The following is an 18046-nucleotide window of genomic DNA, read 5'->3' as shown; positions in this document are numbered from 1 at the left end:
CAGTCAAAAACTGGTCCCAAAGTTGTGGGCGGGGGCTTGTGTGTTAATGGATAATTGTTCAGTGCATCTGGGTGAAACGGTTCGTGAATTGATTGAGGCTGCCGGAGCTAAATTAATTTACTTGCCTCCCTATTCACCAGATTTTTCACCGATTGAAAACTGCTGGTCTAAACTTAAGAGCCGCCTTAAATTCATCGGTACAAAAACCTATCCCGACTTGGCCAAAGCAATTGAAGAAGCCTTCTCAGAAGTCTCTCTTGACGATATTAGTCCTGGTTCACTCATTGCTGTTACTGTACCTCAGAAGATTAGAAACCGCTATAGCTGAGTTTCTCAAGCCTGACCTACTTACTTTTCATTTCATGCTCATTATGCTGTCAAAGAAAATAGGATTCTCTAAAACCCTATTCATTCTTGATAAGCAAATCTACTACCTCTAGGCTACTGTGTTCAATTGCAACTTCAAGAGGTGTTTTATCTTTGAAATTTTTGAGATTTATGTTTGCGCCATTCTCAATGAGAATGGCTGCTATTTCATGATGGTTGAAAATCGCTGCATTATGGAGAGGGGTATTTTCATTCCAATCTGCTAAATTTACATCTGCCCCAACGCTTATTAGAAAAATTGTCACATCTAGATGATTCCCTTCAACAGAGCGATGAAGTGCACTTGGAACATTTGAATTAGGCTCTTTGTTTACCTCAGCATCCTCATCAAACAAAAACTTCACAAGTTGTAAATTACCTCTAGATGCAGCATTCTCTAGTGCTCTAGATAAGTATGCGCTTTCAATATGCACATCCGCTTCAAATAGGATTCTAAAAATTTTTGAACCGTCATAGTATCCAGCATTAGAAATTAATCCCCCATCAAACTCAAAAACAGCATTTTCACTCTTCAGAAACAAGCTCAACAGCCTAGGCCGATTGAGCACAATTGTTAGATTTAGCGGTGATTCATCAGCCTTGGAAATATTTATATTTGCTCCATTTTCTAGTAATAAATTTGTAATCTTCATATCCCCTTTTTGAACCGCCATATATAATGCTGTAGTCCCAATATCCTCAGACATAATTGGGAACGGTATAGCTTTTTTCTGAGCATCAATATCGACACCTAGATTAATCAGTTTAGAGACGATTTTATAGCTCCTCATTTCTGCTGCACACATGATCAATGGTGTTCGGCCAAGATATGCGGAAGGGTTACCACCTGTGGTCAAGTAAGTATTGAGAACTTTGATATTTTCGCAAGCCCTTTGAGGTGGGCCAATACCTACCCAACTTAAAACCCCCCATCGAAACCGATAACCGATAAGGGTCATTGTGATGAATAATAAACACCCCCCAATCAAACATGCTCTCTGCATCTTTTGAGCCTTAAAAATGAGTCTCTAAATTGATTCGAACGATTATTTCAGATGTCAGTTAAGTTAACCATTATTCCTAGCAATTGATTGACTGAATATCCAATAGTTCTGATAAACGGAAATGTGGGCTAGGACTGAATTCGGAAGCCAGAAGTCGGCAGTCGGAAAGGGAAGGCATTGCGTAGGGCTTTGCTCTTCTCGCAGAGTCCTCCTACTTCCGAACTTCGAACTCTAACTTCCTGGGGAAATCGTCCCGCTTTGCGTTGGTAAGCTTGATGACGTCTTTGTCCAAACTGTATTGAGTGAGGAAATCGATCCAGGCTATAGAGTTTGATCTTTCAGAAGTTGATTACGAGAACAAGTAACATTGAATAAGAGCGGATTAGGGGACCTGCAACAAAGCCAATTTCTTTTCAACAGAATGAAGCATATGTAAACTCAGCCTCTGATACTGACTTAGTCGAAAGGATTTTGCAGGATCATATTCGGCAGGTTGAAAACCGACAGCAAAGACTCATCGAACAAGCAAATAGATTGTGTCCAGGCGGCTATTGCTCACAGGATGTTGATATTGAAAAAGCGATTATGGATGTTTGTGGTTCAACTGGATGCCCAAATGTAGCTACACTAGAGACCTATGTGAGTGATTAAGTAGCCTAATGCGTGGCAAAAAAATTCTAGGTAGATACGTTTCGGATTTTGAGTCAACGCCTATGCCTGATAGAAAAGGATTAGGTGCACTTAACTCCAATGACCACTTAATATTGGTGAAAGCTAATATCGATGAGGTTGGCTTTGCTCTAAAGAAAATAAGAAATTGTGGACTTCATCAGCAGAATGTTTATGGAAAAGATATAACGTTAGGAAATCGAGCATGCTGTTACAGCATACAATTAACTGGTCATGGTTGGTCCGCTCTACAGTATATAAAGGTTGCTCCTGTTCTTGCAATTTTTAATAGAGAGGATGCGCAGGCAATTTCCAGATTTTTGAGCTCGGAAGCAGTTTTCTTCGAGTTCAGTGACACTGGTACCTATTTAAATTATTTTTACTACAGGTTAGGTGCGCTTTTGGAAAGATTGGAGTATGTTGAGATATCCAACAAAGCTTATTACGAATTTTATTCTGAATATCGCTCTTTGGGTTTCGATGTAACACGCGATGATGCTTTTCTTGTTGCGAATGATTTCTTTTACAATAAGGGGATTTATCCTATCGAGATTACTTGGAAGGGTATTGGTCCGTTTGTGGCAGGAGACAATGTTTTATTCGAATTTACGCGACTGGACATAAAGGATGTTGTGCAAGCTGACTACTTTGAAATTTAACAGAGAGTATCGTTTGTAATAGCACTACCCAAAGCAGGCATGGCTCAACAATATAACTAGGAGCGAAATATAATTCTGAAAATACCTACAAAATCATCAACATTTAAGCGCTCATCTACAATCGTAGCAACGTTATTATGTCGAGCCTGCCTAGACCAACAAGCATAAAAAGCGCTGATTTGTTGATCTTTTAAGAAGATGTCTGCAGTTGACCAATCACCTTCATACTCATCTTCTAAATCATCGGAAGGATAACTGAAATGGCTTATGATTCCTGCTGATGTGTAATGCGTGTAGCGGATAGAATCTTCTGTATCACACACCGTAAGGAAAACCACTTCACAATTGAGGCTGGAGACTATACCTTTAATAAAGTCAAACTTCGGCCTACAGGCCAAGAATTCAACATTAATCCACTCATTACCCTTGAATTGATATAGTAAAGCGCTTTGACAATTATTGACCGATACAGTTTTGCTATACACATTACTATCAATGTATATGTCTGCCACCTCTTGAAGATTATCTATAACCCTCAAGAGATGTTCTTTCAAAAAATGAAGCGTCAGGGATGCATTCGTATCAGGCAATCCGTAGTGCACTTCAGAGAACTTCCTAAGTCTTCAAAAAGATGAATGAACATTAGTTGATTGGTACAACCTCAGCGAAGCAAGCTGGATTAACCACACAGCCTTGGATATAGCATGACATTTTGACCTATCCCATTTTTTATTGAGGCAAGATCGGATTTCCGCCCTACTCGTACTACATGAAATCAGTATACTTGTGCCCATAGTGCATTGAAAAACTTACAATGAGATTCCCACCCTGGTAACTTTCTAAAACTCGATCGCAGCAGCATACCTTATCTGTCCCATGGTCACAGGTAAGATATCGTTTCTGTTCGTGGATTCCTCCGCCTGGTCCAGCTGGACAAGAAATTTGAACATTACGTTTGTCATCAAATTTTTCAGGACAGGAGAATTTCACAATGCGATTGACGGGTAAACACAAAACCCTCAAGACGGTGATGAGTTTAACTATCATCTTCTTGATCATTGAACTATTGGACGAGTTAGTTGGGGGTGTTTTAGATCCGGCTTGGCCCCTAATTCGTCAGGATTTAAACCTGTCGTACGGGCAGGTTGGTTTACTGTTGGCCACGCCCAGTACCATCAGTCAGATAATCGAGCCAATTTTTGGCATCTGGGCTGATATGGGACATCGACGGCGATTGATTATAGGTGGAGGCATGGGATTTGCGATCGCGCTCTTCCTACTCTCCTTTAGCCAAGACTTTACCGGATTTACGCTCGGGCTCATGCTGTTAGGTCCTGCATCTGGCAGCTTTGTCAACATTGCCCAAGCCACCCTGATGGATCTTGAGCCCACACGCCATGAACAAAACATGGCACGTTGGACCCTGGCCGGTTCCTTGGGTAATGTGATGGGACCTTTGATTCTGGCCGTTGCGATCGCGCTCAACCAAGGCTGGCGAGGGGCACTGTTTATTTTGGCCGTTCTTAGCGGGTTAATGGCAGTGCTGCTATGGCGATCGCCCAACCTGTTTAGACTCACATCGTCCCCCGAAGCTCGGAAAGTCCATAGTCTTAACCATGGATTCCGCAATGCGATATCCGCCTTAAAACGTCCCAATATCGTACGGTGGCTGACATTACTACAGTTCTCCGATTTGATGTTGGATGTATTCCGTGGCTTTGTTGCACTGTACTTTGTTGACGTAGTGAATACTAATGCAACCCAGGCCAGTTTTGCAATGGCCATTTGGTTGGGCTTTGGTCTCCTAGGAGATTTTCTTCTGATTCCTTTACTCGAAAGAGTGAGAGGCCTAACGTACCTCAAAGTCAGTGTGATTTTAGTGCTATGTCTTTATCCTGCTTTTTTGTTGGTTCCTTCCCTCACCACCAAGTACATCGTTTTGGGGTGTCTTGGTTTCCTCAACGCCGGATGGTACTCGATTCTACAAGGACAGCTCTACACTGCCATGCTAGGACAGAGCGGTTCGGTCATTACCCTCAGCAACCTATTTGGCCTCATCGGTAGTTTAGCGCCCTTATTAATCGGTGTTGCCGCTCTCTACATTGGATTAGGAAACGCCATGTGGATATTAATCGCCGCCCCGATTGCTTTGCTGATTGGCTTGTTGCGATAGGGTAGTTTTCTACAACTCCCATGGATGCACATCTGGAAAATAGCGATTATCGTAGGGCAATCCCTTGTGGTTGCCCCTACGGGATTGCTGATGTTTAATCGGATTTACTGAACGCGGATTGGGTATAAGCAGGATTTTGACCAAAGACTACACATCACTTCCCGCTAAGGCAGGCTCATTTAATGCCCCACGCATATACCCCAACCACTCAATCAAGTTCTCCAGCTGCTTGTCCGGTTTCATCACACCGAGACCACGCACCGTTACTTTACCCGACCCATAGATAAACCGTGATTTCAAATGACCCGGTACCTTCTCATGCAGCAGCTTCCAGGCTGGCGCTTCCATGGGTGTCTCCATCACCACATGCTGCTTGCCCTCCGGCTTAATTTTCGCAAAGCCCAAGGGTTTGGCAATCTGCTTCAGCTCTAACATTTTCACTAGCTGTTCCACTGCCGGTGGAATAGTCCCAAACCGATCGTTCAGGTCCGTCACAATTTGCATCAGCTCACGCTTCGTATCTGCAGCCACCAGTGAGCGGTAGACGCTCATCTTTTGATCGGTATCGCCAATGTAGTTGTTGGGAATAAATGCCGTCAGTTTCAGATCTACCTGAGTCTCGTCCACCTGAGGAATCTCCTGACCACGAATCTCGGCAATTGCCTCCTGTAGCATATCCATGTACAGGTCAAAACCAATCACCTCCATCTGACCAGACTGTTGCACCCCTAGCAGGTTACCAATGCCGCGAATTTCCATATCCCGCATGGCTAGCTGATAGCCCGAACCCAGCTGGGTAAATTCTTGAATTGCCCGCAGCCGCTTGCGTGCCTTATCTGAAAGTTTGTCTTGCCTTGGGAAAAACAACCAGGCATGGGCCTGAATGCCAGAACGCCCCACCCGCCCCCGCAACTGGTAAAGCTGGGATAAACCAAATTTTTGGGAGTCTTCGATCAGGATCGTATTCACCCGAGGAATATCCAAACCCGATTCAATAATGGTGGTACACACCATCAAGTCTGCTTCACCATTGCTAAAGGCCAGCATAGTGGCTTCCAGCTCGCCCTCTGGCATCTGACCATGGGCAACCGCCAACCGAATAGATGGAATCATCTCGCGAATGCGAGCAGCAATCTCTTCAATCCCTTCCACCCGTGGCACCACATAGAATACCTGTCCGCCCCGATCTAACTCTTGGCGAATGGCAGCCCGCACCTTCTCCATATCGTGGGGAGCCAGGTGGGTCATAATCGGTCGTCGGGATGGAGGTGGCGTTGTAATCAAGCTCATCTCCCGCACACCTGAGAGCGACATGTAAAGCGTACGGGGAATCGGGGTGGCACTCAGGGTCAGCACATCCACCTGGGTTTTCATGGCTTTGATTTTCTCTTTTTGGTTCACCCCAAACCGCTGTTCTTCATCGACCACCAGTAGTCCCAAATCTTTGAATTTAACGGCTTTCCCTAACAGCTGATGGGTACCCACAACAACATCTAGCTCGCCTGTCGCTAACCGCTGAATAATATCTTTTCTCTCACTGGCAGTGCGGAAGCGGTTTAACAACCCCACCTGGATAGGATAGGGGGCATATCTCTCTTTGATGGTGTGGTAATGCTGCTGGGTGAGAATTGTTGTGGGAGCTAGCATTGCCACCTGTTTACCAGCGATTACGGCCTTAAAGATCGACCGAATAGCCACTTCGGTTTTACCAAAGCCCACATCGCCACAGACTAGTCGATCCATGGGGCGAGGGCTTTCCATATCCCGTTTCACATCCTGAGTGGCCTTCAGCTGATCGGGGGTGGGTTGATAGGGAAAAGAATCCTCCAATTCCTGTTGCCAGGGCATATCCACTGGATAGGTAAAGCCTTCCAGTTCAGAGCGCTGGGCATAGAGCTTGAGCAGATCCACTGCAACCTTTTGGATGGCTTTTTTGGCACGGGTCTTTGTTTTTTCCCAAGCCTTGCCAGTCATTTTGTTCAGCGCAGGCCGTTTCTCCGCTGATGCTCGAAATCTCGACAGCGAGCCCATTTGGTCCGCAGCCACCCTGAGCAAACCGTCGGCATATTTGATCACCAGGTACTCTCGTGTTTCCGCATCAATGGTGAGACTTTCTAGCTTGAGAAACTGGCCGATACCATGGTTACGGTGTACTACATAGTCGTTGGGTCGGAGCTTATTAGGGTCGACTTTCTTAGAGGCCGCCCGGCGACGTTTGCGCACATAGCTGGGGGTGGCCAGGGTGTGTTGACCAAAGAACTCCCGATCGGTGACGATGCCAATGCGAAAGGTGGGCAGGATAAAGCCTTCCAGTTCTGCCAGGCCAGAATACTTGACGCCGACGGGCACATATTGACCATGGAGTTTTTCAATGGCAGGGTAGTCTTTGGGATTGGGGATAAACTGGGCAGGACAGTCATGCTCTTGAAGTAGGGCCACTGAGCGGGTGGGCTGGGCAGAGATTAGCCAGATTTGATGTTTGCGATCGCACTCCCCTCGCACCGTTTCCGCCAGCTTGCCAAACTGATGGGGAATGGCCGGTACCGGACGGCTAGATAGGTTGAGTCCTTCCCCCTCCTCAGCAATCTCCGACATCAGGAGCTGGGAAAACAGAGACAGATCGTCCAACGCCTCATCAAAGGAGCGATGCAGACGCGGAACCTGATCCCCCGGCAGCTGAATCTCGTCACTACTGCCCAGGGTTTCATTGACCTCATGCCAATAGTCATCCACCTGCTCATACCAACGACCACTGTGAGCTCGACATTGATCAGGCTCATCAAGGGTAATCAGCGTATCCTCTGGCAAATACTCCAGCAACGATGCCGGTTGATCAAACGCAATCCCCAAAAATCGTCGCAGACCTTCTACCCGCTGACCACTTTCATACCCTTCCCTAACCTCCAACGGCATCAGGTCCATGAGCACGCCTTTCTGATCTAACTTGGAGGCAATCAGCGGACTGAAGTCCGTTGCCGTCAGCAATAGGGTGGAAACTTTATCCAACGACCGCTGGTTTGCCGGATCAAATTCCCGCAGCCGCTCTAACTCATCGCCAAACAGCTCTAACCGCACCGGCAGCTCCGCCGACACTGGAAACACATCAATAATGTCTCCCCGTTGGCTCCACTGTCCTTCTGTTTCCACCGTCGGTACCTTTTCATATCCTAGGGTAGCCAACGTCCGTGACAGCTCCTTCAGGTTTAGCTCCATGCCCTGCTCTAACTGCAAGCAATAGGGCTTAAAGGATTCCACAGGGGGCAAGTGTGGCTGCAACGCTCGCTCCGTTGCCACAATTACACTGGGCTTGTCAGATTCCTTAAGCAGATCCGCCAGCACCTGTAGCTGCCCCCAGGTCATCTCCGACTCCTGGTCAAACGGATCGTAGGGCGAGGCCTCTGATGTCGGATACAGGGATACCCTGGGCCAGCCCATGGCTTCTAGCTGCGCGGCCCAACGCCCCGCTTCCTCTAGCGTTGCTGTTATCACCAGCATGGGACAAGCCTGGGCCTGGGCCAAGGCTGAGGCCACCAGCCCTTTGGGTAAACGGGGTAACCCATTGAGTACTAGCTGCTGCTGTTTATCTAGCTTTATAAGTAATTCTTGAGCTAAAGCAGCCTTACTAAGGGCACGAACAACAGACGAAAAAGCCATGAAAGCAGTGGAAATGGGTTACAGCATCTATAGATTGTAAAACCTGATTTGCGGAACAGGATTGTCAATGCAGCACAGGATTGCTAATTCTAAATCAGAACACAGTACTGCCCATGGTTAACGCCATATCCCCAGGGATTATCGCAATGTTTCCTAAATTTCGGCCATTTCTGAGGTGACGTTGGGATTAAAGGGAGAATTCTGGCAACATTCAGACATTTATCAGACATTTAGCTGATGTAGATATGGCATAACTAGCCGTATCTTAGAATGTCTAACCATCTATCATATAAATTCCCCATAGGGACAAAGCATTGCCCCAGGGATTAAAGCAGGGAAACTTACCGATAGCTCAAGGGTGCATCCAGTCAGTTGATACGGTTTGGTTGGATCAGTACAACCCATGCCATCTTTCAAACGTTACAGTTATTTCTTAACCGGAACATTTTTAATTGTTCTGCTTATTTCCCTAAGTTTTTTAGGGTTACAGTGGCATGCTGTCTATACCCATGAGCAGATTGTCATTCAAAATAAGTTCTTTGAAAATGCCGTTCACCTGGACGGCATTGTTAAATCGGTTACTAATCAATTGCATATTCTGCAAGTAACCGCCGAAGAGGATCTCAAATTGTCCATTAAAGATCCAACCACGTCACCTCTTCGCAAACAGGTGATCCAGACAAGAGACTCCCGCTACAAATTATTTCCGCAAATCGGTGAATCCCGGGATACCTTCGGCAATATACAAGGAATAGGGGCGCTGTCCCATCAGTCTAATGAGTTTGAACGTGAGTTCAACATGACGCTGCGGCTGATGCCGATCTTTCGAGGCATCAAGGAAAATTTTCAGGAAGTGACCTGGGTTTATTACATCTCAGCCCAGGGGTTTATCAATCTGTATCCCTATAGTGAAGAGATTGAATTTGATCAGGCCATGTTAAAAATGGCATTTTTTGCCCAAGGGCTGCCTGACCATAATCCCCAACGACAAACATCATGGACAGATGCCTACCTTGATTTAGCAGGACAAGGGATGATGGTCACCGCTAATGCACCGATTTACGAGCAAGATCGGTTTCGTGGCACAGTTGCCATTGACATCACCCTTGAGCGTCTTAATCAGGCCATTCAAAATTTTGATTATGCCAAAGGAACACTATTGATTTCAGGGGCTAATCAACAGTTATTGGCCTATCCTGGTCTGAAAACCACCAGTGCTTCCGAAATTCAGACCCTTGATACGGTCTTACCGGACGCTCTCAAAGCTGAAACAAATTTGATTTTATCTAGCCCTAATAATCACGTGCAGGCTATTGGGTCGTTTTTAGTGATTCACCGCAGGATAGCCGATACTCCCTGGGATTTAATTTTCTTTATCCCAAAAAGCGCTATTTACTATGCAGCCGTGACCAATGGTCTCCTAGCATCCATGATTCCACTTATTGGTCTAGGGCTGTGTTTATGGGCAACGAGTCGCATCTTAACCGATAGCTTTATTCAACCCGCCTGCCAGCTAGTGGATCATATTGAGCATGAAAAACAAGCGGTCTCGACAGATCTTCCTGACACCCTGCCCGATATTTGGGTGCCTTGGTTTGAAACCATCTCCCGTGCCTTTAGAGAAAATCGAAAACTGTTAGGAGCACTCGAAGTCCAGCTAGACAATTTAAAGAAAACCCAGCTTCAGCTGGTACACAGTGAAAAAATGTCCGCACTAGGGAACTTAGTCGCAGGTGTGGCGCATGAAATCAATAATCCCCTCGGCTTTGTAAGAGGAAATGTGGCTGAGTTACAACTATCCCTCAAGGATATTACTGCCTATATCCAGCTATGGGAACGAACGTTTCCATCCCCGGGAGAAGAGCTCAGAACCGCCCGTGAGCAGCTGGATATTGAGTTTTTGTTAGAAGACTTGCCCCATATGCTGGCTTCGATGAATGCGGGGTGCGATCGCATTCGCAATATCAGCAATAGTCTGCGATTATTTGCCCGCGCTGACCATGACCAAAAACTCAAGGCCAATGTCCACGAAGGCATTGACAGTACCCTACTGATTTTGAAATATCGACTCCAAGCCAACCAGTACCGTCCTGAAATCCAAATTATCCGTGACTATGCCCAACTACCAGACATCATGTGTTTTCCAGGGCAACTGAGTCAGGTGTTTATGAATATCTTGGCCAATGCCATTGATATGTTCGATGAACTCGCCGAAGAAACATCATTTACCGAGCTAGAGACCACACCTCAACAGATCACCATCTCCACCCAACTCACCCCCTTGCGGCAGGTGGAAATTCGCATTCGGGATAATGGCAAAGGAATTCCCACGGATCTATGGGCCAAAATTTTTGACCGTAAGTTTACAACTAAGACCGTCGGCAAAGGTACAGGATTAGGGCTGGCGATCGCCCACCAAGTTGTCACCGAAAAACATGGTGGTCGCCTGGACGTGTATTCTCAGCTAGATCAAGGCACCGAATTTTCAATCCTGTTACCGATTGAAACCAGCGACAGGTCAACGGATGACCAGACCGATGAGCCCAAGCAAGTCAGCATAAGCACGGCCAGCACAGGTCATTAACCGCTGCCGCTGGCCATGCCTCAAACGGATAGCTCACCCAAATTAGAGCTCGCTAGCGAGCCATCACCCGCATCGTGCCAGGATTGCCCGCATTGCCATCAATTGCCACCATGCGACCATTGGCATCCAGATGTCTGATAATTTTATAGATATCCTCAATGGCATCTGGGCGGCCCACCTTATCAGCCACCTCAGCCAGGGTCAGAGAACCGCCGGTTTTACTCAGCACGTCCACCACCATGTTCTGTAGATTGAGAATACTAGCCGCCGCTTTTTTACCCGCTTCTACACCTGGCTGATGATAGGCATTGATATTGACCACTGCGGCATACAAACTCACGGCCCGCTCATATAGGGCAATCAGCGAACCCACAATCACAGGTGTCACCTCAGGAATGGTGATTGTAATGGACTGACGCTTATTTTCAAACAAGGCTTTGCGAGTCCCTTGCAAAAAGCCTGAGAGATAATCACCAGCGGTCACACCTGGGTCAATTTCCGTCGAACTCCCCTCGCGATCCGTCAGCACCTCAATCAGCGTCACGAAGAAATTATTCACCCCTTCCCGCAGCTGCTGCACATAGGCGTGCTGGTCAGTGGAGCCCTTATTGCCATAGACCGCAATCCCCTGGAACACCTTATTGCCGTCTAGATCTGTTTCCTTACCCAAGGATTCCATAATCAGCTGCTGTAGATAGCGGCTGAACAGCAGCAGGCTGTCCTTGTAGGGCAAAATCACCATATCTTTCTCACCCTTACCATTACCTGCGTGGTACCAGGCCAGAGCCATCAATGCGGCTGGGTTGCTTTTGAGATCAGGGATTCGCGTTGCCGCATCCATCTGTTTAGCACCCGCCAGAATGGCACGAATATCGATGCCCTGGAGCGCAGCCGGTAGCAGCCCCACTGACGATAGCTCCGAGGTCCGTCCGCCCACCCAATCCTCCATCGGGAAAGTGGCTAACCAATTGTCAGCCTGAGCAACTTTATCGAGCTTGCTGCCCCGACCAGTGGTGGCTATTGCATACTTCGAAAAGTCCAGCCCCCGCCGTTCATAGGCGGCCTTGACTTCTAACATGCCATTGCGGGTTTCTGGGGTGCCGCCAGATTTAGAAATGACAAGCACCAGGGTGGTTTTTAGCCGATCCCCTAACCTGGCCAGGGTCTTATCGATACCCGCTGGATCGGTATTATCAATGAAATTAATTTGCAACGGCGGATTGACTGCCCCCAGGGCCTCAGCCACAAATTCTGGCCCCAAGGCTGAGCCGCCAATACCGATGGACAGGATATCGGTAAAGCGCTCTTCACCCGGCGGCGTAATCGTTGCCGTATGAATTTGCTGAGTAAAATTTTCTATATCGCGCAGGGTATTAACTATTTCGCTACGCAGGTCTTCATTCGGAGCAAGATTGGGATCCCGTAGCCAGTAGTGACCCACCATCCGATTTTCGTCGGGGTTTGCGATCGCACCCTTTTCCAATGCATCTATCGCTTCAAACGCCTTTGCAAACCGAGGTGTCATCTCAGCTACAAAGGCATCATCAAACGTTACACGACTGACATCCAAGTAAAATCCTAGCTCCTCGTTGTAATAAAGCCAGTCTTGATATCGTTGCCACAACGCAGTCGCATCCATAGTTACCTCTCGAGGGCTGCTAATTTTTTGTCACTAAACTATATTCACATCCAGCGTTGACAGTTTTCGTAGTAGAAAACTCAGAGTTTATGCCTTGAATGTGTTTGGGGCATAGGGCAAAAATCCTGAGTCACCTGGACATTTACATCTGCCAGAGTCGACTGAAACGCATTGTATAAGGGATGCGTCTGAATCTAACCCACAGAACCTATGCCATCTATGCCATCCATGTACCGACTGCCAGTGTAGTGAGCATTTATCCGGAAGACCCCAAAATTCTTGAAGGATTTCACGATTCGTCGAGGAGCTCGTCAAACAGACAACCGCTAAGGGTTCTCTGGCTCCTCATTTCTCTAGTAAAATTGTAATGGCCGTCACACAAGCGGCCAGTACACATCAAATCGCAGGGCTTCACATTACTTCCTAATGGATTTAGTTACCCTTCAAGGACTGCTTGACAACGCTTCTTTTGCCGTCCTATTTCTGACGATGCTTCTCTACTGGAGCAGCCTTGCCTTTCCTGGAATTAACTGGCTTAAAATCCTGGGCACCACTGGCATGGCCATTGCCAATCTCTGCATTGCCGCTTTATTGGTAGCCCGATGGATTGAAGGCGGTTATTTTCCCCTTAGTAATCTCTACGAGTCTCTTTTCTTTATTGCCTGGGGGATTACGGCCATCCATTTTGTTGCGGAGCGCATGGGTAATAGCCTTTGGGTCGGTGCTATGACCGCACCGGCTGCCATGGGGATCACTGCATTTGCCACCATTTCTCTCCCCAGCAACATGCAGGTCTCAGAGCCTCTGGTACCTGCCCTCAAGTCCAACTGGCTGATGATGCATGTCAGTGTCATGCTACTGAGCTATGCGGCCTTAATGGTCGGGTCACTGGTTGCGATCGCATTCCTTGTTATCACCCGTGGCCAGGCGGTTGAACTGAAAGGGAGCTCCGTGGGCACAGGGGGATTTCGCGATCGTAAATACATCCTCAATCGGGCTGCAGAACAGAAAGCCAAGGAAGCTGCGATGGCTACCGCTAGTGCAGGCGGCGGTACTGCCGTGCTAGAAAAACCAGCAAAGACGGCCCTGTCCATACAGCGTCTCACCCTGGCAGATACTCTAGACAACATTAGCTATCGCATTATTGGTCTTGGGTTTCCCCTGCTCACCATTGGCATCATCTCCGGCGGTGTCTGGGCCAATGAAGCCTGGGGTTCTTACTGGAGCTGGGATCCCAAGGAAACTTGGGCCCTAATTACCTGGCTAGTGTTTGCGGCATACCTGCACTCACGCATCACCAAAGGTTGGCAAGGCCGTAAGCCTGCATTTATTGCGGCATCTGGTTTTGTGGTGGTTTGGGTATGCTATCTAGGCGTGAATTTGCTGGGTAAAGGTCTACACAGCTACGGTTGGTTTTTCTAGTGTAGGACCGGTGAATAGTTGACCCTGGAGGGGGGAATTGCCCCCCTCCAATTTTTTACACAAAAATTGGGACGCCATCCCATGGGGGATTATCGGACCCCGGCAAACAACGCCCCAAAGGACTGCGCCTGCGCCTCAGAATTCATCACAATCTCGACAATCTTATTCTCAGATTCTGGTTCGCTCAGAGCGGCAATACACACCTGCGCTACCTTTTCTCGGGCGATCCCACCCTCAAACAGGGTATCTGCCGACGCCATTAAAATCGGGTCTCCACTGTCCTCATTACGCAGTCCCCCAGGCCGCACAATTGTGTAGGTCAAGCCACTATTGGCAATATAATTCTCCGCCTGCTTTTTCCAATAAAGCACTAGCCAAAACAGGTTAAGCGGATGGAAGAACTTAGATACACAGAGTGAAGAAACAATCACAAAGCGCTTGACACCGGCTAATTTAGCCGCATCAACCAGATTTTTAGTGCCTACAAAATCCACCTGGTAGGGGCCGGTCATATCAAAACTTGGGGCAGCCCCCGTTGCGCAGATAATGGCATCGCAACCTGCGATCGCAACAGCCAACGTTTCAGGCTTAAGCACGTCCCCGACAACGACTTCCACAGCCTCTGAAAAATCAGCAGCCTTGGAACGATCTCGCACCATTGCCTTCACAGTCACATCTGAACCACTCAGTTGATTCGTAATTCGTCGCCCAGTTTGTCCCGTCGCTCCAACAACCAATACTTTCATTTTCATACCTGTAGTTACGCCCCAACCCCTCTCAACGTAGCAAACTGTAACGTTGGCTGCACCTTAGATACCTCAGCTCTGTTATTACTGACAAAGCCCTGCGAACACCTTGGAACATTAAGCAATTCACACCAGACTCACACTTGATGTTCGTATCTTTGAATTTCATTAAGCCTCTATCGAAAAAATTGTGGTCCTAAAAAAATCGACTAAACTTAACGAATAACAATAAAGTTTAAATGGGGGAGCTATGGCTGATAACAGCAGGGTTTGCCCGTAAGTCCATATCCGTGGTTTAACGATGGTTACTTATTTTTTTAACTCAGTAACCTGGGGGTATAACGGTAAATCAATTATCCCGATAATTGATCCCTGTACTTGCCCACCATGGAAATAGCCAAAAGCTATCGCTAAGCTATCCATTAGCAAGCACCCAGCGCATCTTGACAGTTTACCGATAGATTGTTTAGAACTTTAAATTTTATGCACGTGTCTTCTACGCAGCATTCTCACTCAGGAGTTTCTGGCACTTCGCAGACGTCACCTAGTATGGTTTCAAATGACCAAACGTTGAACAGCAGTAATAATTTGGGTGTATCCGACACGATCATTTTTGAAGGCTATTACGTTGGCAATATGGAGATGTATGCCGACGTCGATACCGTAGCCAGCTATCTAGACTCCCACCAGGGTTGGTTTACCCGATGTGCTGAGCCGATGGATGTTAAGCCCATCGGCCATAATGGATACGCCATTTCCCTGGGTCGCTTTGGCAGCCTCAATTTTCAGATCCAGCCAAAAATTGGCCTGCATCTACTACCTCAAAATCGTGGCGTCTATAAAATTGAGACAATCCCCGTACCTGGTCATAAACCTGAAGGATACGATGTAGACTTCAGTGCTGCCATGTCCCTGGAAGAAAAGCAAAACAAGAAACTGCCCAAGGGACAAGCCACCCACGTGGAATGGGAACTTAATCTGCAAACTAAGGTGCAGATGCCCAAATTTATTCAGGCATTACCCCAATCCCTGGTGAAGGCCTCCGGTGACAAGTTACTGAACCAAATTGTGCGGCAGATTTCTAAACGCCTTACCCACAAAGTTCAAGAAGACTTCCACACAATGATGAATCTACCTTTACCTGGGCGTAAGGGTTAATCCTCAAGTGTTTGCCTTAATGCCTCGATAGGTGCCAAATAATTCGCCTCAGGCTCTTGGGCTAGCTGACAGGCCTGGCGATCTATAGCCAGTAGATCATTACCCCATACTACCTGTCCAACTGCAAACCCTTGCCCCACATCGGGTCGCCAATCTTGGCTGATAAACTTTTGGCTACAGTCGGCCACGCCACCATCGAACAGATGACCGATAGTGCCATAAACATCTTGCAAAATCTGCGGTACTGAAGGTCTATGGAGTTGGCCTCTAGAATGAGCACTGCGGGCTTTGTACTTAGCCCTTGGGAATAAACCATATAGGTTTTTTAAGGTAGCCGATACTAACGGACTTTCTTTCAGGCTAGTCACTTTGAAAGCACTGACAGAAATACGACAGTCCACTTCCTTCAGCAGCTTGGGTGCCCATAGCTCTGAATAACGTACAGGCTGAGGGGAACGGTTGCGATAGGCAACACAGGGCAATGTATCGGCATCAAGTACCGCCATACCATCATCCAAAATGTCGTAGAGGCCATTTTGATTAGCAATTTCTGCTAAAGAGAATTTGGAGCAAACACCCTCTACCACCAAAATCTCAGCTTGAGGGCTGGCCTGGCGAAGTCCCTGTAGCACTTTTGATAAAACCGACATACCAACCGTTACCGGTGGTCCCTTGGGATACCCCAAATTCGGCTTTACTAAAATTCTCGTTGCCCCTTGAGCCGTTACTGGCGGAGTATAAATAAAGTCTGCCACTTTAGCGGTATGAGTAGCAGTGTCCATTTTCTTCGTCTGAGTAGTCTGAGCAGCCATGGCCTTTACGGTAGTAACCCGCGGTTTTAAACAGGAATTTGAACGGTGGACCGACGCACTTGAAACTGCCAACGGTCTGAAACCGCAGCTTAAAAGCTGGTTTGTCGATATTCGTATCTTCGACGGTAAAGACCTGGTGTGGATGTACAGCAAGCTACGTGCTCACCCAGAGTACATTGGCCCTGGTACCTATGATCGACTGGCGCGATTATTTATGGCCGAAGGTCAACAGAAGGTGGCTAGCCGCCAAGCCTGGACTATTCGGGGGCATCAGTTTAACTGGGGTGAACGCACCTATCTGATGGGGGTAATTAATATCACCCCTGATAGCTTTAGCGATGGTGGCCAGTTTAACTCCGTGGAAACAGCACTCAAACAGGCAGAGGCGTTGTTAGCAGCCAATATTGACATTTTAGATCTGGGCGGCCAGTCGACTCGACCAGGAGCAGAGCAGATTTCCCTGGGTGAGGAACTGAACCGGGTGATACCCGTGATTGAGGCCATTCGCCAGGCTGACAATGCAGACCTCAATCAAGCCGTGATTTCGGTGGATACCACCCGAGCCACGGTGGCTCGGGCAGCGGTTGAAGCTGGTGCAGATATTATTAACGATATTTCGGGAGCTACCTATGAACCCGATATGCTCAAAGTTGCTGCTGAAAAAGAGGTGCCTATAATTTTGATGCATCTACGAGGTACGCCGGAAACGATGCAGCAAATGACGGACTATGGCGACCTGATGGGTGAAATTTCCAAGTTTCTACGGGAGCAAATTGAGCAGGCTTTAGCCGTCGGCGTTCCTATACAAAATATTTGTATTGATCCCGGTATTGGATTTGCAAAAAGCTATCCTCAAAACCTGGAAATTTTACGTAAGCTGCCAGACCTCGTGGAGCTGGGCTGTCCAATTTTAGTCGGTGCCTCTCGCAAGAGCTTTATCGGTTGGATTTTGGATCAACCTGATCCCAAACAGCGGGAATGGGGCACTGCTGCAGCTTGTACAGCAGCCATTGGGGGAGGAGCTGATATCCTACGCGTTCACAATGGGGCAGCTATGGCGGATGTTGCCCGGGTTGCCGATGCTATCTGGAGACAAACTGAGTCAACAGACTGAGTTCTAGCAACATTAACGAGTCAGTTGACTGCTTCATCAATGTGAC

12 protein-coding genes and 1 pseudogene are annotated in these 18046 nt (G+C 47.5%); 7 read left to right on the top strand and 6 right to left on the bottom strand.

Going from position 1 to position 18046, the window contains the following annotated elements; all coding sequences use genetic code 11:
* Positions 1 to 40 precede the first annotated feature (40 nt).
* Positions 41 to 188: pseudogene (locus tag QGP82_RS05555) on the top strand (transposase); the annotation flags it as partial.
* Between the two features lie 216 nt (positions 189 to 404).
* Here QGP82_RS05555 and QGP82_RS05550 read toward each other — a convergent pair.
* Positions 405 to 1325 (bottom strand): ankyrin repeat domain-containing protein, encoded by a 921-nt coding sequence (locus QGP82_RS05550; protein ID WP_499057587.1) that lies wholly within the window; start codon positions 1323 to 1325, stop codon positions 405 to 407.
* 758 nt (positions 1326 to 2083) lie between these two features.
* Here QGP82_RS05550 and QGP82_RS05545 point away from each other — a divergent pair.
* Positions 2084 to 2698, top strand: coding sequence for a hypothetical protein (locus tag QGP82_RS05545; RefSeq protein WP_499057584.1), 615 nt, complete (start codon positions 2084 to 2086; stop codon positions 2696 to 2698).
* A gap of 56 nt (positions 2699 to 2754) precedes the next feature.
* On the opposite strand, the gene QGP82_RS05540 is transcribed toward QGP82_RS05545, so the two are convergent.
* A complete protein-coding gene (locus tag QGP82_RS05540; RefSeq protein WP_163698644.1) occupies positions 2755 to 3300 on the bottom strand; it encodes a hypothetical protein in 546 nt (181 codons plus the stop codon).
* 389 nt (positions 3301 to 3689) lie between these two features.
* On the opposite strand from QGP82_RS05540, the gene QGP82_RS05535 reads away from it, so the two are divergent.
* Positions 3690 to 4871 (top strand): MFS transporter, encoded by a 1182-nt coding sequence (locus tag QGP82_RS05535; protein ID WP_499057581.1) that lies wholly within the window; start codon positions 3690 to 3692, stop codon positions 4869 to 4871.
* A gap of 147 nt (positions 4872 to 5018) precedes the next feature.
* Here the strand turns inward: QGP82_RS05535 and mfd are convergent, their stop codons facing one another.
* Complete coding sequence (gene mfd / locus QGP82_RS05530; RefSeq protein ID WP_499057578.1) at positions 5019 to 8525, bottom strand: transcription-repair coupling factor; 3507 nt, start codon at positions 8523 to 8525, stop codon at positions 5019 to 5021.
* A 403-nt stretch (positions 8526 to 8928) separates the two neighbouring features.
* On the opposite strand from mfd, the gene QGP82_RS05525 reads away from it, so the two are divergent.
* Positions 8929 to 11109: an ATP-binding protein gene (locus tag QGP82_RS05525; protein ID WP_499057575.1), complete on the top strand. Its 2181-nt coding sequence runs from the start codon at positions 8929 to 8931 to the stop codon at positions 11107 to 11109.
* A 52-nt stretch (positions 11110 to 11161) separates the two neighbouring features.
* Here the strand turns inward: QGP82_RS05525 and QGP82_RS05520 are convergent, their stop codons facing one another.
* The gene (locus tag QGP82_RS05520) at positions 11162 to 12748 is read right to left on the bottom strand and encodes a glucose-6-phosphate isomerase (protein WP_499057572.1); all 1587 of its coding nucleotides are present in this window, start codon (positions 12746 to 12748) and stop codon (positions 11162 to 11164) included.
* A 426-nt stretch (positions 12749 to 13174) separates the two neighbouring features.
* On the opposite strand from QGP82_RS05520, the gene ccsB reads away from it, so the two are divergent.
* Complete coding sequence (gene ccsB / locus QGP82_RS05515; protein ID WP_163670705.1) at positions 13175 to 14170, top strand: c-type cytochrome biogenesis protein CcsB; 996 nt, start codon at positions 13175 to 13177, stop codon at positions 14168 to 14170.
* A gap of 89 nt (positions 14171 to 14259) precedes the next feature.
* Here the strand turns inward: ccsB and QGP82_RS05510 are convergent, their stop codons facing one another.
* Complete coding sequence (locus tag QGP82_RS05510) at positions 14260 to 14916, bottom strand: SDR family oxidoreductase (protein ID WP_499057569.1); 657 nt, start codon at positions 14914 to 14916, stop codon at positions 14260 to 14262.
* 549 nt (positions 14917 to 15465) lie between these two features.
* Between QGP82_RS05510 and QGP82_RS05505 the strand changes: the two genes are divergently transcribed.
* The gene (locus QGP82_RS05505; protein WP_250565196.1) at positions 15466 to 16074 is read left to right on the top strand and encodes a DUF1997 domain-containing protein; all 609 of its coding nucleotides are present in this window, start codon (positions 15466 to 15468) and stop codon (positions 16072 to 16074) included.
* Here QGP82_RS05505 and QGP82_RS05500 read toward each other — a convergent pair.
* Positions 16071 to 16886, bottom strand: a complete 816-nt coding sequence (locus QGP82_RS05500; protein ID WP_499057566.1) for a DUF362 domain-containing protein — start codon at positions 16884 to 16886, stop codon at positions 16071 to 16073. The two genes, QGP82_RS05505 and QGP82_RS05500, sit on opposite strands and share 4 nt — an antisense overlap.
* Here QGP82_RS05500 and folP point away from each other — a divergent pair.
* Complete coding sequence (gene folP / locus QGP82_RS05495; RefSeq protein WP_163670707.1) at positions 16885 to 18000, top strand: dihydropteroate synthase; 1116 nt, start codon at positions 16885 to 16887, stop codon at positions 17998 to 18000. The genes QGP82_RS05500 and folP overlap by 2 nt on opposite strands.
* The last annotated feature ends 46 nt before the right edge of the window (positions 18001 to 18046 follow it).

It is taken from the genome of Leptothoe sp. LEGE 181152 (assembly GCF_032906605.1).
Classification (GTDB): Bacteria; Cyanobacteriota; Cyanobacteriia; order Phormidesmidales; family Phormidesmidaceae; genus Leptothoe; species Leptothoe turfae.
The sequence above is the reverse complement of the archived record's forward strand: the minus strand, read 5'-3'. Positions and strand labels throughout refer to the sequence as shown.

What these genes read in the sequence shown, in the direction of transcription:
- QGP82_RS05505 (WP_250565196.1), top strand. Translation starts at nt 15,466, where the DNA reads ATGGTTTCAAATGACCAAACGTTGAACAGCAGTAATAATTTGGGTGTA.
- QGP82_RS05525 (WP_499057575.1), top strand. Translation starts at nt 8,929, where the DNA reads ATGCCATCTTTCAAACGTTACAGTTATTTCTTAACCGGAACATTTTTA.
- QGP82_RS05545 (WP_499057584.1), top strand. Translation starts at nt 2,084, where the DNA reads ATGCCTGATAGAAAAGGATTAGGTGCACTTAACTCCAATGACCACTTA.
- mfd (WP_499057578.1), bottom strand. Translation starts at nt 8,525, where the DNA reads ATGGCTTTTTCGTCTGTTGTTCGTGCCCTTAGTAAGGCTGCTTTAGCT.
- folP (WP_163670707.1), top strand. Translation starts at nt 16,885, where the DNA reads ATGGCCTTTACGGTAGTAACCCGCGGTTTTAAACAGGAATTTGAACGG.
- QGP82_RS05520 (WP_499057572.1), bottom strand. Translation starts at nt 12,748, where the DNA reads ATGGATGCGACTGCGTTGTGGCAACGATATCAAGACTGGCTTTATTAC.
- QGP82_RS05510 (WP_499057569.1), bottom strand. Translation starts at nt 14,916, where the DNA reads ATGAAAGTATTGGTTGTTGGAGCGACGGGACAAACTGGGCGACGAATT.
- QGP82_RS05535 (WP_499057581.1), top strand. Translation starts at nt 3,690, where the DNA reads ATGCGATTGACGGGTAAACACAAAACCCTCAAGACGGTGATGAGTTTA.
- ccsB (WP_163670705.1), top strand. Translation starts at nt 13,175, where the DNA reads ATGGATTTAGTTACCCTTCAAGGACTGCTTGACAACGCTTCTTTTGCC.
- QGP82_RS05550 (WP_499057587.1), bottom strand. Translation starts at nt 1,325, where the DNA reads ATGACCCTTATCGGTTATCGGTTTCGATGGGGGGTTTTAAGTTGGGTA.
- QGP82_RS05500 (WP_499057566.1), bottom strand. Translation starts at nt 16,886, where the DNA reads ATGGCTGCTCAGACTACTCAGACGAAGAAAATGGACACTGCTACTCAT.